Source organism: Lichenicoccus roseus (assembly GCF_005844085.1).
Taxonomy (GTDB): Bacteria; Pseudomonadota; Alphaproteobacteria; order Acetobacterales; family Acetobacteraceae; genus Lichenicoccus; species Lichenicoccus roseus.
In genome coordinates this window covers 113,551-127,510 of record NZ_VCDI01000005.1, presented here as the reverse complement: position 1 = coordinate 127,510, position 13,960 = coordinate 113,551, and the positions used below count along the sequence as shown (strand labels likewise).

Genomic DNA, 13,960 nt, shown 5'->3' with positions numbered 1-13,960 from the left:
GTTGCGGTCCAGCCCTGAGTTACACCGGAGTTACGATTGATACTGCTTTCGTCTGGTAGGGAGCGGTCAGAAGCAAGTATTCTTGGGTAGTTCCTGGCTTCGGAACGACAAGTAATTTTCTATGTGTGTCATCAATACTTCGATCAGATAAGTTCGAAACGGCGAATGGGATCAGCCGGAGCGAAGGAGGCACAATGTCCGGCGGTCATGAAGTCCTGACCTGGCTGCATATCGGCGATCTGCACATCACCGCCGCCGAGGAGCAGAACTACAAGGATCTTGGATCCATCGTCGATCTGGCGAACAGCCTGCCGCAGGGCAGCGTCGATTTCGCCCTGCTGCCCGGCGACAATGCGGATGACGGCACGCCCGATCAATTCCGGCTGGTTGCAACGGAGGCTGCGCGCCTGCGCATGCCGCTGCACGTCATCACCGGCGACCACGACTTCAAGCCGCGCACGCTGGACGCCTTCTACGCGGTGCCCGGACACGAGGCGCTCCCCAAGGCGGTATGGATGGCCGGGCGCCGCTGCCTGTTCCTCGATCTTGTCTCAGCCGGCAGCGGCGGGCTGGACTTCCGACTTGGCGACAGGCAGCTGGACTGGGCCGAGCGGGAGGTGGAGCAGGCCGAAGCTGCCGGACAGGATGTGGTGGTGTTCATGCACACCTATCCGGCGGACCTGCAGGAAGGACGCGCGCGGATCTCCGCCCTGCTCGCCAGGCCGCATGTCGTCTGCGTGGACATGGGCCACACCCACTACAACGAGCTCGCCAATGACGGCGGCACGGTATTCATGGCAACGCGGTCTACCGGACAGATCGAGGAAGGGCCGTCCGGTTTCTCGATCGCCGCCGTCGACGGTCGCGGCGTGAGCTGGCGCTTCAAGACGCTGGATGCTGCCTGGCCGTTCGTCCTCGTCACGCATCCGGTCGATCGCCGTCTGGTTCCGGATACCGAGCGCGGCCGTGTCGGCACCGTGGTCCGGGCGAAGGTGTTTTCCGACACGCCGGTCGTCGCCGTCGAGATGCGTCCGGATGACGGCGAGTGGAGGGCGATGCACCCGGTGGAGGGCCAGGTCGCGCTCTGGCAGGGCGACCTCCCGGTGCGTTGCCGCGGCATCACCGTGCGCGCCACCGGTGCAAACGGCGCCACCGACGAGGACCGCGTCGAACCTGCGGATCCGGCCTTGCCGCCACCTGTGCGACGCGCCGACGGCAGCGACGCCGACCGTATCGATGCCTGGCCGGAAAAAGGCGTTCTCGGCACCCAGCTCGGCCCGAACCGCAACGGACGTCCGTGGTGATCGCATCTCTGCTGGTTTCTCCATACGCCACCTGGATCATTGCCGGCCTCGCCACCGCGGGCGTCATCATCCGGCCGTTCTCGTGGCCGGAATTCGTCTGGGCCGCGTCCGGTGCCGTGCTGCTGGTGCTGCTCGGACTGATCAGCCCTGCCGACGCCCTCGCGGGAGTAGCCGAAGGCACCGACGTCTACCTGTTCCTGATCGGCATGATGCTGCTGTCTGAACTGGCGCAGCAGGAAGGTCTGTTCGCCTGGCTCGCCGCACGCGCCGCCCTGTTGGCCAAGGGATCGGCCACACGCCTCTATACCCTGGTCTTCACGGTCGGCACGGTGGTGACCACCTTCCTGTCGAACGACGCCACCGCGGTCGTTCTCACGCCGGCGGTCGCCGCGGTGGTCAAGGCCGCGGATGCCGAAAACCCGCTGCCGTATCTATTCATCTGCGCCTTCATCGCGAATGCCGCGAGCTTCGTGCTGCCGATCTCCAATCCCGCCAACCTCGTCATCTACGGCAGCCACATGCCGCCGCTGCTGCACTGGCTGCCGCAATACGCGCTGCCGTCGCTGCTCAGCATCCTCTCCACCTATTTCGTCCTGCGCCTGACGCAACGCCGCGCGCTGAAGCAGGAAATCTCCGCCGACATCGAGGTGCCGCAGCTCTCCGCCAGCGGCAAGATGGCGGCGTTCGGCATCGTCGGCACCGCGATCGTGCTGCTGGTGTCGTCAGCCTTCGATATCCAGCTCGGCCTGCCGACACTGCTCGCCGGGCTGGCGACGGCGGTCCTGGTGCTGACCCGGTCGGAAAGCAGCGTCATCGACGTTGCGAAGAAGATATCCTGGGGTGTGTTGCCGCTGGTTGCCGGGCTGTTCGTGCTGGTGAAAGCGCTGGAAATCACCGGTGTCACCAAGGAACTCGCGAACCTGCTGCACGGCTTGGTGCAGGCGTCGGCGACGGAAGCGGCCTGGGTCGCGGGCATCGTGCTGGCGGTCGGCTGCAACCTTGTGAACAACCTTCCGGCCGGCCTCGTCGCCGGCCGTGTCGTGCAGCTTGCGCATGTGCCGGAGCATGTGCGCAGCGCCGTCCTGATCGGTGTCGATCTGGGACCGAACCTTTCCGTCACCGGTTCGCTGGCGACCATCCTCTGGCTGACGGCGTTGCGGCGCGAAGGCCAGAGCGTGAGCGCCTGGCAGTTCCTCAAGCTCGGCATGCTGGTCATGCCGCCGGCGCTCGTCCTCGCAATCGCCGGCGCCTTCGCTCTCTGAACCAAGGCTTTCCAGGAAACCCCGATCATGCAGAACATCAGTGCGGCCTGGCTCTACCCCATCATCCTGATTGCCGGGGCGCTGCAGGCGTGGGGGCCACCGATGAACGGCGCGCTGCGCAAGTCGCTGACCAATCCGTGGCTCGCCAGCACGGTCTCCTTCCTGCCGATCCTGGCGCTGCTGATCGTGCTGTTCCTGTGCATGCCGCGACCGTTGCCGACCGTCGAGGGTGTGACCACGATGCGGTGGTGGGCGCCGCTCGGCGGCCTGGTCGGCTCCTTCGCGGTGATCACCGGCCTGCTGTTCGTCGACAAGATCGGCGCCGGCCCGTTCGCCGGCCTGACCATCACCGCCAATATCCTGATGTCCCTGGCCGTCGACCATTTCGGCATGTTCGGCATCCAGCAGCACAGCCTGAACATGTGGCGCGTGCTCGGCGGTGCGCTGATGACCGGCGGCATCGTCCTGATCGCGATGTTCTGAGATGACTGCCGCGGACGCCGGCCTGACCAGCCGGGCGAGGCAGGCGGGGTTCCGTCCGCGCTCGCTCGACGCGGTGAATTTCCTGCTCGCCGACGTACGCGGTGCGCTCGGCCCCTATCTCAACGTGTTCCTGGTCACCCAGCAGCATTGGAGCCAGACCCAGGTCGGCTGGGTGACGACGGCGAGCGGGCTGCTGGGGATTGTTGCCCAGACGCCCGCCGGCGCCGCCATCGATGCGACGCGCCGCAAGCGCGGCGCCGTCGTGCTCGCGCTGGCGCTGCTTGCCTGTGGCGCCCTGGTGATCTTCGTCTGGCCACGTTTCTGGCCGGTGCTGCTCGCCAACACGCTGGTTGCGGTGGTCGGCGACGTCTTCGGCCCGGCGGTGGCGGCGGTGACACTCGGCCTGTTCGTGCGCGGGCAGCTCGCCAGGCGGATGGGGCGCAATTCGGCATTCGATCATGCCGGCAACGTCGCGATCGCGGCGGCGGCGGGCGGCGTCGGCTACCTGTTCACGCAGCGTGCCGTGTTCCTGCTGGTTCCGGTCTTCGCGTTGCTCGCCGCGCTGGCGATGTTGTCGATCCCGAAGGATGCCATCGACGAGAACCGCGCGCGGGGCCTGGAGGACGGCGAGGAGCAACAACAAGACTCCACGGGCAGCAAGCCGTCGGGCCTGCTGGATCTGTTGCGCTGCCGTCCGCTGCTGATCTTCGGCGTCTGCGCGATGCTGTTCCACTTAGCCAATGCGCCCTTGCTGCCGCTGGTCGGCCAGAAGCTCGCACAGGCGCATCCGGAATGGGCTACCGCCATGATGTCGTCCTGCATCATCGCCGCGCAGTTCATCATGCTGCCGGTGGCGCTCGCGGTTGGCCATACGGCGGACCGGATCGGGCGCAAGCCGATCCTGCTGATCGGCTTCGCGGTGCTGCCGGTTCGTGCCGTGCTCTACACCTTCTCGAACAGCGCGCCGTGGCTGATCGGCGTCCAGCTTCTCGATGGCGTCGGCGCCGGCATCTTCGGCGCCATCACGCCGCTGGTCATCGCCGACCTGATGCGCGGCACCGGTCGCTACAACCTCGCACAGGGCGCGGTGGCAACGGCGCAAGGCGTAGGGGCATCGCTCAGTGGTCTCGCGGCGGGCCTGATGGTCGACCATCTGGGTTACTCGGCGGCATTCCTCGGTCTCGGCGCCGCAGCCTGCCTCGCCCTCGCGGCACTGTTCTTCGCCATGCCGGAAACCGCCCCGGAGCGCGCCGGTAAAAGCACGGCGATGGCAAGGACCGCGTAACGCTGGTGCCGGCGACGTGAACCTGAAGCCCTGTCCGAGACCGGATCCTGGCGGGAAACACGGTCGTCCCGCGCTACGCCGTCGACGGGATCCGCGCGAGGCAATACCCGTCGCGTTCCAGCTCGCGCGCCAGCAGGCGAGCCGTCATTGCGTCGAGGGCAGCCCGCCGCTGGCCGCGCTGGCGCTCGAGGGCGGCGGTGAGGACCGCATGCAGGGCCTCGACACTTAGCGGCTCGCGGTCCGTATCGCCGTCCATCGTCCCCTCCCAACCCTTCCGCGACCATGAGAACATATCAGGAACAGACTCCGCAATCCGCTGGCATAGGCGATTTCGCCGTATCGGTGGCAACCCCCGGGAGGATCGGCTAGACCGGAGCGTCGATGGTCCCGCGCGAGCGGGTTGAAAAGGGAACACCGTGCGCTCCGGCGGGATCTTGGTCCGGGAGCAAGTCGGTGGCTGCCCCCGCAACTGTCAGCGGTGAGCTGCCGGTCCGTCCGTGACCGGCCCCCTCAGGGGCCGTTTCCGGGTCACTGAGCCATTTTCGGCTCGGGAAGACAGGGCCTGCTGCGGCGATGCCCCCCGGGGCGTGGAACCGTGAGCCAGGAGACCTGCCATCGTCGCATCAGCCAGTGTCGCCGGGCGGGGTGCCCCGGGGGCCGGAGACGACGCATGCTCGTGGTCCTGCGAAGCATCTTCCGTGATGAAGGAACCAACGTCCGGGGCAAGGTCCTCGGCATCTACGGCCTGCTGCTGGCCTTCAACGCCGGTTCCGCCGCCTATGCGCTGATCGCCTTCCGCCACCATCCCGTCCTGCTCGGAACCGCGCTGCTAGCCTACAGCTTCGGCCTTCGCCACGCGGTGGATGCCGACCATATCGCCGCCATCGACAACGTCACCCGCAAGCTGATGCAGGATGGCAAGCGCCCGGTGACGACGGGGTTCTTCTTCTCGATCGGGCACTCCACGGTGCTGGTGATCGGCACGGCCATGATCGCCTTCACGGTGATGAAGATCCAGTCGGGCTTCAGCGCGTTCAACGACGTGGCAGGGACCGTCAGCACGCTGGTCTCCGGCTGCTTCCTGCTGGCGATGGCGGTCATGAACCTCGCCATCGCACGCGGCGTCTACCGGACGTGGCGCCATGTCCGCGGCGGCGGTGCCTATGACGACGACAGCTTCAACATCCTGCTGAACAACCGGGGGCTCATCGCGCGCCTGCTGCGGCCGCTGTTCCGGCTGGTGGATCATTCCTGGCAGATGCTGCTGGTAGGGTTCCTGTTCGGTCTCGGCTTCGATACGGCAACGGAGGTGAGCCTGCTCACGGTCGCCGCCACCGAGGCCGGCCACGGCCTGCCGGTCTGGTCGATCCTGGCCTTCCCCGCGCTGTTCTCGGCGGGGATGTCCCTGATCGACACCACCGACGGCATCCTGATGCTCGGCGCCTATGGCTGGGCCTTCGTCAAGCCGATCAGGAAGCTCTACTACAACCTGACCATCACCGTGGTGTCGGCCATCGTCGGGCTGCTGATCGGCGGGATCGAGACGCTCGGCCTGGTCGGCAGCGAGCTGAGCCTCAAGGGCTGGTTCTGGGACCGCATGGGCGACCTGAACGACAATTTCAGCACGCTCGGCTACGCGATCATCGGCATCTTCGCGACCAGCTGGCTGGTGTCGGTCATCGTCTACCGCGTGAAGCGGCTCGACGAGGTCGAGGTCGCAACGCCTGCGACGGCAGCGGATTGACCCGTGCCTGCAATCTGGTCGTCTGGTGTCCGCGGCGGGATTCGAACCCACGGCCCCAGGATTCATCCCACTTCGACTTTCGCCGCCGCCGCCCCGGCAAGCCGGACCGGCGTTCGTGGTCTGGACTGTCCCTTCACCCTAGGCCGGAACCCTTAGGTGCCGCCCGTCCAGTCTCTACACCTTCCCCGTGTCGCCACGGGGCTTGGCTCGGGATCGGCACGGCGCCTGCGCGCCACAGCTTTCCCCGACTTTGAGCGGATCCGCCGCGCGGTTTCCCCTCGCGACGCCCAGTTGGTGACAAGGAATCCTGTGCTCTATCCGGCTGAGCTACGCGGACAACCAGGCTCCTTCTAGCCGGGCGGAACCTGCCTCGGCAAGGCGTCAGACCTGCGGGACTTCAGGCACGCCGTTGGCCGGCAGCCGCACGTCCGGCCAGCATCGCGATGTGCCGGCGTGCCAGCACCTGGTCGGGTGCGCCGGTCTGCTTGCAGGCCAGCTCGAGCCGGCTGGTCTCGACCGCTGCCTCGAACAGCCCGGCGGCGGACCACAGGCCGAGGGCGCGGCCGAACTGCGCGGTGCGCTTGAAGAACACCGGCGGGCGTAGCCGCGCCATCGCCTCGGACGGCGCCGTGCCGGCATCGGCCAGCAACCGTGTCTGGCGCAGGCGATGCAGGTGGGACAACAGGACACGGGCCAGTGCCACCGGCGACGATCCCTCGGCAAGGGCGCGCTCGATCGCCAGGTCGGCAGCGGCGCGGTCGCCGGCGGTGGCGGCGAACGCCGCATCCTCCAGGGAGGCGCCTGCGGCATCGCCGGTGACCGCCTGCACGTCCTCGAGCGTCAGCCGGCCGCCCGGCTCGGCATACAGCGCCAGCTTCTCGACCTCGCCGCGTCCGGCGGCCCGATCGGCGCCGAGACGGCTGGCGAGCCACGCGAGCGCGTCCGGCTCGATACGGACCCGCTCGGCCTCCAGCATGCGCGCGATCGAGCCCTCCAGCGCGCGACCCTCTTCCGGGTAGCAGGCGATCGCGGCGGCCTCCGGCGCTGCCTCGACCAGCGCCCGCAGCTTGGCGCGCGACGGCAGCGCCCCGGCCTCGATCACGATCAGCGCTTCCTCCTCGGGCGGCCTGCCCGCCGAGCCAGCCGCACCACGACCGGCCTTGCCCGGCAACAGGCGTCCGAGCGCCGCATGCAGCCCGTCGGTGGCCTCCCGTACCCAGACCGCCCGCCGGCCGCCGATCAGGGAGAGGGCGGTCGCCTCCTCCTCCAGCCGGTCGTGCGCCTCGCGGTCGAGGATGGCGACGCGGAACGGATCGTCGAGGCTGCCGGCGACCGCGCGCACCGCCTCCGCCGCACGCTCGCGGATCAGCCCGTGGTCGTCGCCGTGCAGCAGGATCGCCCGCATCGCGCCTGGGGCCGCCAACACACGTCCCGCCTGCCGCGCGTCGACCTTCACGCGGGCCTTCCCGTCACGCCGGTAACGGGGAGAGTGGCGGGCGCCAACAGCGCCGCCTCACTGGTAGGTGCGGCCGATCGCGCCGGATGGCAGGCCGTCCGGACCGACCTGCTGCAGCGGCGACTCGTCGCTGTTGCCCGGCACATCCTGCGGACCGAGGAAGCCGCGTTGCGACTTCGGAGCCGGTGCCGAGCCCTGCACCGGAGCGGGAGCGCCGCTGGCCGCAACTGCCGCCCGGTCGGCGGCGGTCGGGTGGGCGGCGAACCAGCCCGCCAGCTGCTGCTGGATGGTGTCGGCAAGATTGCCGGCGAGGCGGCCGGAGGTGTTCTCCCCCGCCAGGGTCTGGGCGAAATACTGCGCCTCGAAGACGTTGTAGCCGTCGACCGACCGGGCGCTGCCGGTCGCCAGGATCGCGGGCGCCGGAGATACGCTGGCCAGGGTCCATTCGGCGCGCCCGACCACGCGGGTGCGCCCGCTGGTGTTGTCGCCGTGGATGTCGATCGCCTCGGCGCTCAGCGCGTAGCCGACCGTGAGGGTGTAGCCCTCGGGGCTGGCCTGGTCCGACCCCGCGAGGCGCTGCTGGATCGCCTGGCGCAGCAGCTGCCCTTCGCGGCCCGGAATGGTGGAGACGAAGATATCCGGCAGATGCGCGTCCGCGCGCGGCTGGTTCAGCGGGTGGAAGCCGCAGCCGGCCAGCAGCGGCACCAGGGCCAGCAGCATCAGGCGGCGCGGAACGCTCATCCCGCCACCACGAAGTTCACGATCCGGCCGGGGACATGGATGCGCTTGACGATGCGCCTGCCTTCCAGAAGCCGCTGCACGTTCGGTTCCGCCTCCGCCAGGGCCAGCACGCGGTCGGCGGCCTCGTCCGGCGCGGTCTCGATGGTGCCGCGCAGCTTGCCCATGATCTGCACCGCGATCGTCACCTGGCGGGCCACCAGCAAGGCCGGATCGGCCTCTGGCCACGGCCGTTCGGCGGCGAGTGCGGCGCCCGGCTCGAGCAGGGCGAGCATCGTCTCGGCGAGATGCGGCATCATCGGGGCGCTCAGCAGGCAGAGCGTACGCGCCGCCTCGGCACGCGCATGGCCAAGGCCCGGTGCGGTCTCCCGAACCGCGTCGGCCAGCGCGTTGGTGAGTTCGTGCAGCCGCGCCACCGCCACGTTGAAGGTGAAGCCGTCCAGCGCCTCGGTCACGCTGGCGATGGTGCGGTGGGTGGCCCGGCGCATCCGGTCGGCGGCGTCCGGGACGATATCCGGCGCCGCCGCCTGCGTATCGCCGGACGCCGCGACGGTGGCGACCAGCCGGAACAGCCGCTGGCCGAAGCGCGCTGCACCGGCGACGCCCGCCTCCGTCCATTCCATGTCGCGCTCGGGCGGGCTGTCGGACAGCACGAACCAGCGCGCGGTGTCGGCGCCGTAGCGCTCGATGATCGCCGATGGCGCCACCGTATTGCGGCGCGACTTCGACATCTTCTCGACCCGCCCGATGGTGACCGCGCCGCCGGTGTCGCGCCGGACCGCGCCGTTCGAGCGGCGCTCGACCTCCTCCGGGTACAGCCAGGTGCCATCCGCGTCGCGGTAGCTCTCGTGGTTGACCATGCCCTGGGTGAACAGGCCGGCGAACGGCTCGTCCAGGCCGAGGTGGCCGGTCCGGTGCATCGCCCGGGTGAAGAACCGGGCGTACAGCAGGTGCAGGATGGCGTGCTCGATGCCGCCGACATATTGGTCCACCGGCAGCCAGCGGTCCGCCGCCGCGCGCGAGGTCGGGGTGGCGGCGTTCGGCGCGGTGAAGCGGGCGAAATACCAGGAGCTGTCGACGAAGGTATCGAAGGTGTCGGTCTCGCGCCGGGCGGGCGATCCGCAGCGCGGGCAGTCGACATGCTTCCAGGTCGGATGGTGGTCGAGCGGATTGCCCGGCAGGTCGAAGCGGACATCCTCCGGCAGCACCACCGGCAGCTGGTCGTCCGGTACCGGCACCGCGCCGCAGGTGTCGCAGTGGATCACCGGGATCGGACAGCCCCAGTAGCGCTGCCGCGACACGCCCCAGTCGCGCAGCCGCCAGTTCACCACCCCGTGCCCGGCATCGATCTCCTCGAGACGCACGATCGCGGCACGGCGTCCGGCCTCGGTGTCGAGTCCGTCGAGGAAGCCGGAGCCGATCAGGGTGCCGGGCCCGTCATAGGCGCGGTCGCCGGGCGGCACGCCATCGGGCGGCGCCACCACCAGCGGGATCGGCAGGTCGTACTTGCGGGCGAACTCGTAGTCGCGGGCATCGCCGCACGGGCAGCCGAAGATCGCGCCGGTGCCGTATTCCATCAGCACGAAGTTGGCGATCCAGACCGGGAAGCTGATCCCCGGCATGAAGGGATGCCCGACACGCAGGCCGGTGTCGAAGCCGCGCTTCTCGGCGGTCTCGATCGCCTCCTCGCTGGTGCCCAGGCTGCGGCACTCGGCCACGAACCCCGCCGCCGCCTCGTTGCGCGCCGCCACCGCGGCGGCCAACGGATGCTCGGGGGCGATCGCCAGGAACGACATGCCGAACAGCGTGTCCGGGCGTGTGGTGAAGACCTCCAGCCGGTCGATGCCCGCCTCGGGAGCCATCAGCGGGAACCGCACCCGCGCGCCCTCGGAACGACCGATCCAGCGCGCCTGCATGGTGCGCACCCGCTCCGGCCAGCGCTCCAGTCCGTCCAGCGCCTCCAGCAGCGCCGGCGCCTCCCTGGTGATGCGCAGGAACCACTGGCTGAGCTGCTTCTTCTCGACCACGGCACCGGAGCGCCAGCCGCGCCCGTCCACCACCTGCTCGTTGGCGAGCACGGTCTGGTCGACCGGGTCCCAGTTCACCCAGCTCTCGCGACGCTCGGCGAGCCCAGCGGCCATCATGTCGAGGAACAGCTTCTGCTGGTGGCCGTAGTAGCGCGGCTCGCAGGTGGCGAACTCGCGGTCCCAGTTCAGCGAGAAGCCGAGCCGTTGCAGGGTCTCGCGCATGGTCGCGATGTTGCTGAAGGTCCAGGCTGCCGGATGCACGCCGCGCTCGCGCGCCGCGTTCTCCGCCGGCAGCCCGAAGGCGTCCCACCCCATCGGATGCAGCACCGCGTAGCCGCGCGCACGCCTGTAGCGCGCCACCACGTCGCCCAGCGTGTAGTTGCGGACATGGCCCATGTGGAGCTGGCCGCTCGGATAGGGGAACATCTCCAGCACGTAGTAGGTAGGCTGGCCCTCCGGCGGCACGTCCTCGACGTCGAAGCAGCCGCGCCGCGTCCATTCCGCCTGCCAGTGCGGCTCGCTTGCCCTGAAGTCATACTGGGCGCCCGGGTCCTGCTCGTGCCCGGCCTGCGTGATTCCGGAGGACGGTCCCGACATCGGCGGCTCAGCTGCCGCTCTGGCCGGCATCCGCACGCAGCTGGCGCGCCCGCGCGAGGATCTTGCTGGTGATGTCGGGCGCGGTGTTCGGCGCCACCAGCGCGTCGACCCACGCCCCGTCCTGCAGCGTCTGCCGGAAGATCGCGACGCGGATGGCGTCCGAGCGCAGCTGCTTGCCGAGAATGTAGGCGGTCGCCTTGAAGCGCTCGCCGGACGTGGTCGGAGGGCTGTACCAATCGGTGATGATGATGCCGCCGACCGGGTCGGCCGAGGCGAACGGCATGAAGGACAGGGTGTCGATCGCGCCGCGCCACAGGAAGGCGTTGACGCCGGCCTGCGCCTGGTCGCCGCCGGTGGCACTGCGATCCTCGCCCAGCAGGTGGTTACGAGGTGCGCTCAGAGCCGTGGTGTCGCCGGTGGTGTCGACGGTACGGCCGCCCGAGTTGTTGGAGCAGGCGGCCATGGTGGCGGCCAGCAGCAAGGCGGCGGTAGCGGATCCAAGACGGGCGGTCATGCAGCCTCTGTATCGCTTGGCGCATGCGGGGGCGCCGGAGGGGTTGAGCGGCATGGGCCTGACCCGGCCGCATGCCTGACGGGCGAGGGACCCGTATCTACCCTGCCCGCTTCACGTCGCCAAGCCGACCCCGCCTGCTTCAGGTAGCCAGGCGGACGCCACCCGCGCTGCGCGACGAAAGCCGCGGCTCGCGGCCGGTCGGCGCCGCGCCGGCAGCTCCGCCATCGTCCGCCGACCCGGAGCGCGGCGATTGCCGCATGCCGCCCGCACGCAGGCCGGCGGCAAACCGCTCGGCGTCGCCGGCGCGCCGGAAGCCCTGATGCTGCAGCACCGCGTCGATGCTGAGACCGGGGCTCATCAGCTCGATGCGGGCGAGCAGTCGCTCGGCGTCGCCCTCCAGCCCCGCCAGGCCATAGGCAGCCAGGCACGGGATCGCCGGGCAGAGCAAAGACGGCGTCAGCTCGACCAGCTGCCGGCCCAGTTGCACCGCATCGGGGAGCCGGTCCTGCAGCACCGCGATGGTGATGCCGACGCTGTCCAGCATGTGGTGCAGCGGGTGCAGCGGATGGATCCTGGCATAGCGGTCGAAGTGCTCCGCCGCCTCGTCCAGCCGGCCGAACCGCACCAGGATGAAGGCGGAGAATGCCAGGCTGAGAGCCACGCCGTCGTTCATCGCGAGCGCACGCTCGATCAGCGCCAGCCCGGCCTCCGGGTCGCCCTGCAGCTCGCTCCGGATGTAGCCGGCGGTGGCGATGGTGGCGGGCGAGGCGTCGCCCAGCGACAGCGCGCTCTGGATCGCCGCCGCCGCCGCCGCCGCCTCGGAGGCCGCATCGCCCCAGCGCTGCGCCGACCGGAAGATGTGCCGCAGTGCCGCGACGAACCAGCCCAGCGGATGCTCGGGCTCGATGCCGGCCAGGCGCCGCAGCAGCTCGCCGGCAGCCTCGTTCTGCGCCCGCTCGGGCCGCATGATCAGGCAGAGCGCACGCAGCGCGAGCTGGTTCAGGTTGAGTTCGGCGGCCGGCCGCGATCCAACCCGGTTGCCTTCGATGACAAGCAGCTCCCACGGCAGCTGGGCGGTCACCTGCGCCGCCACCTGGTCGATCAGATCCAGCTTGCCGGGTGCGCTTGCGTCGCCGGGATCCGCCGGGGCCTGGGTGTCCCGGCAGTCGTAGCGGCGGGCCCAGACCACGTGGCCGTTCAGGCGCAGGTCGAGCAGGCGCAGGATGACCCGCAGGCCGGTGCGGCCGCGCGAGATGGTGCCGTCCAGCACGTAGTCGAGGCCGAGGCTGCGGCGCAGCAGCGCGTCGTCGCGGCCATGCGCCAGCGCCTGCGCCAGCGCGGTTCCGCTGACGACGGTGATGACCGGCAGGTCGTGCAGCCCGACGATGATGCCGTCGGTCAGGCTCTGCACCATGCGGTTGTCGAGATCGGCGTCGAGCACCAGCAGCGGCAGCACGGCGAGGATCGCGATGCCGCGCTCGTGCAGGCGGCGATTGGCGATCGAGACGATCCCGGGATCCTCGGCACCGCGCCGGTTGCCGGCGTGCGCCCCAACAGCCGGTTCGTCCGGCCCGGCATCGGCCGCATCCCCGCTGGTGCCGGCGCCTGGTTCGGCGATGCCGCCCGGCGACGCCCGCCCTTGCCGCAGTTCGCTCGCCAGCCGGCTCAGCTCCGGCCCGGGCTGCGCGGAAGCGCGCTCGCTGAAAAGGGCGAGGCAGCGATCGACACTCTGCAGCGCCGCACCTCGCTCGCCAAGCTGCAGCTGCGCCTGGATCAGGCCGCGCCAGGCGGTCTCGTGCAGCGGGTCGAGCAGCAGCAGCTGCCTGCAGGTCGCGACCGTGGCGGACGGGTCGAGGTGACGCCGCAGTGCCGCCTCGTACAGCTCAAGGACATGCTCGTGCAGCCGCCGGCGTTCGCCCTCGAGCCAGGCATCGAGCGCGGGGTCGGTGCCGTTGAGTTCCTCGAGCAGCACGCCGTCGAGGGTCGGCAGCGCGCCCCCGAAGCTGGCGCCCCCGGCCCCGTTGCTTCCGTTGGCACCGCTGCCGGCGTGGCTGATCACGTTGTTGACGTTCGCGTTCAGCAGGCGCTCGGCATCGACGCTGGTAAGCGCCGGGCGCAGCGACAACGAATGCCGCTCGACGCTGATGAGCGAGGTGCCGACCGGGTTCAGCGCCTCCAGCAGGCGATGGATCTCCTGCCGCAGCGACGCCCGCGCCTGTTCCTCGGAGCGCCGGCTCCAGAGCAGCTCGGCCAGCTTGGACCGCAGCACCGGCCGCCGGCCGGCCATCGCCAGGATCGCCAGCAGGCCACGGGTCTTGCGACCGGGCGGCAGCACGCTCTCGTTGTCGAGTGTGAGTGCCGCCATCGGGCCGATCAACCGCAGTCTGAGCAGCGAGGGATCGGGCTTGGGCAGGCGAGGCCGAGTGTAATCCGACATGAGCGATCCCGGGATTGGCACCGACGCCGGGCACCAAGGCTGCTTAGAACGAGTGGCGACAGATGGCCGCAGACAGTGCCATATTGTCAGAAAGTTAACGGGTAAGAAATCAC

11 protein-coding genes and 1 riboswitch are annotated in these 13,960 nt (G+C 69.8%); of the genes, 5 read left to right on the top strand and 6 right to left on the bottom strand.

Features of this window, described 5'->3' with window-relative positions; translation table 11 throughout:
• Positions 1–194: 194 nt before the first annotated feature.
• Genes FE263_RS14780 through FE263_RS14765 form a run of 4 tightly spaced genes read left to right on the top strand, consistent with a single transcriptional unit; the run spans position 195 to position 4,334 of the window.
• Positions 195–1,304: a metallophosphoesterase family protein gene (locus FE263_RS14780; RefSeq protein ID WP_138326801.1), complete on the top strand. Its 1,110-nt coding sequence runs from the start codon at positions 195–197 to the stop codon at positions 1,302–1,304.
• A complete protein-coding gene (locus tag FE263_RS14775) occupies positions 1,301–2,566 on the top strand; it encodes an arsenic transporter (protein WP_240759643.1) in 1,266 nt (421 codons plus the stop codon). Before FE263_RS14780 ends, FE263_RS14775 begins: the two co-directional genes overlap by 4 nt.
• Positions 2,567–2,593: 27 nt before the next feature.
• Positions 2,594–3,049 carry a DMT family transporter gene (locus FE263_RS14770; protein WP_240759640.1) on the top strand — a complete coding sequence of 152 codons (456 nt, stop codon included), beginning with the start codon at positions 2,594–2,596 and terminating at the stop codon, positions 3,047–3,049.
• 1 nt (position 3,050) lies between these two features.
• Entirely contained in the window at positions 3,051–4,334 is a 1,284-nt protein-coding gene (locus tag FE263_RS14765; RefSeq protein WP_138326800.1) for an MFS transporter, read from the top strand.
• A gap of 73 nt (positions 4,335–4,407) precedes the next feature.
• Here FE263_RS14765 and FE263_RS14760 read toward each other — a convergent pair whose 3' ends face one another.
• On the bottom strand, positions 4,408–4,590 hold the full coding sequence (locus FE263_RS14760) for a hypothetical protein (protein WP_138326799.1): 183 nt from the start codon (positions 4,588–4,590) through the stop codon (positions 4,408–4,410).
• 109 nt (positions 4,591–4,699) lie between these two features.
• Positions 4,700–4,965, top strand: a riboswitch (cobalamin riboswitch).
• A 39-nt stretch (positions 4,966–5,004) separates the two neighbouring features.
• Between FE263_RS14760 and FE263_RS14755 the strand changes: the two genes are divergently transcribed.
• Positions 5,005–6,078, top strand: coding sequence for a HoxN/HupN/NixA family nickel/cobalt transporter (locus tag FE263_RS14755; protein ID WP_138326798.1), 1,074 nt, complete (start codon positions 5,005–5,007; stop codon positions 6,076–6,078).
• Between the two features lie 397 nt (positions 6,079–6,475).
• On the opposite strand, the gene holA is transcribed toward FE263_RS14755, so the two are convergent.
• From holA to FE263_RS14730, 5 genes are all read right to left on the bottom strand, one after another.
• The gene (gene holA / locus FE263_RS14750) at positions 6,476–7,534 is read right to left on the bottom strand and encodes a DNA polymerase III subunit delta (RefSeq protein WP_138326797.1); all 1,059 of its coding nucleotides are present in this window, start codon (positions 7,532–7,534) and stop codon (positions 6,476–6,478) included.
• Positions 7,535–7,591: 57 nt separating this feature from the next.
• On the bottom strand, positions 7,592–8,275 hold the full coding sequence (locus FE263_RS14745) for a hypothetical protein (protein ID WP_138326796.1): 684 nt from the start codon (positions 8,273–8,275) through the stop codon (positions 7,592–7,594).
• Positions 8,272–10,896, bottom strand: coding sequence for a leucine--tRNA ligase (gene leuS, locus FE263_RS14740; RefSeq protein ID WP_138326795.1), 2,625 nt, complete (start codon positions 10,894–10,896; stop codon positions 8,272–8,274). Before leuS ends, FE263_RS14745 begins: the two co-directional genes overlap by 4 nt.
• Before the next feature lie 7 nt (positions 10,897–10,903).
• Positions 10,904–11,410: a DUF3576 domain-containing protein gene (locus FE263_RS14735; protein ID WP_408886198.1), complete on the bottom strand. Its 507-nt coding sequence runs from the start codon at positions 11,408–11,410 to the stop codon at positions 10,904–10,906.
• Between the two features lie 139 nt (positions 11,411–11,549).
• Positions 11,550–13,847 (bottom strand): BTAD domain-containing putative transcriptional regulator, encoded by a 2,298-nt coding sequence (locus FE263_RS14730; RefSeq protein WP_138326793.1) that lies wholly within the window; start codon positions 13,845–13,847, stop codon positions 11,550–11,552.
• Positions 13,848–13,960 lie beyond the last annotated feature (113 nt).

Bases quoted from the DNA above. Each gene is read 5' to 3' on its own strand.
- FE263_RS14780 (WP_138326801.1), top strand. From the start codon at position 195: ATGTCCGGCGGTCATGAAGTCCTGACCTGGCTGCATATCGGCGATCTG.
- FE263_RS14770 (WP_240759640.1), top strand. From the start codon at position 2,594: ATGCAGAACATCAGTGCGGCCTGGCTCTACCCCATCATCCTGATTGCC.
- FE263_RS14765 (WP_138326800.1), top strand. From the start codon at position 3,051: ATGACTGCCGCGGACGCCGGCCTGACCAGCCGGGCGAGGCAGGCGGGG.
- FE263_RS14760 (WP_138326799.1), bottom strand. From the start codon at position 4,590: ATGGACGGCGATACGGACCGCGAGCCGCTAAGTGTCGAGGCCCTGCAT.
- FE263_RS14755 (WP_138326798.1), top strand. From the start codon at position 5,005: ATGCTCGTGGTCCTGCGAAGCATCTTCCGTGATGAAGGAACCAACGTC.
- FE263_RS14745 (WP_138326796.1), bottom strand. From the start codon at position 8,275: ATGAGCGTTCCGCGCCGCCTGATGCTGCTGGCCCTGGTGCCGCTGCTG.
- leuS (WP_138326795.1), bottom strand. From the start codon at position 10,896: ATGTCGGGACCGTCCTCCGGAATCACGCAGGCCGGGCACGAGCAGGAC.
- FE263_RS14735 (WP_408886198.1), bottom strand. From the start codon at position 11,410: ATGACCGCCCGTCTTGGATCCGCTACCGCCGCCTTGCTGCTGGCCGCC.
- FE263_RS14730 (WP_138326793.1), bottom strand. From the start codon at position 13,847: ATGTCGGATTACACTCGGCCTCGCCTGCCCAAGCCCGATCCCTCGCTG.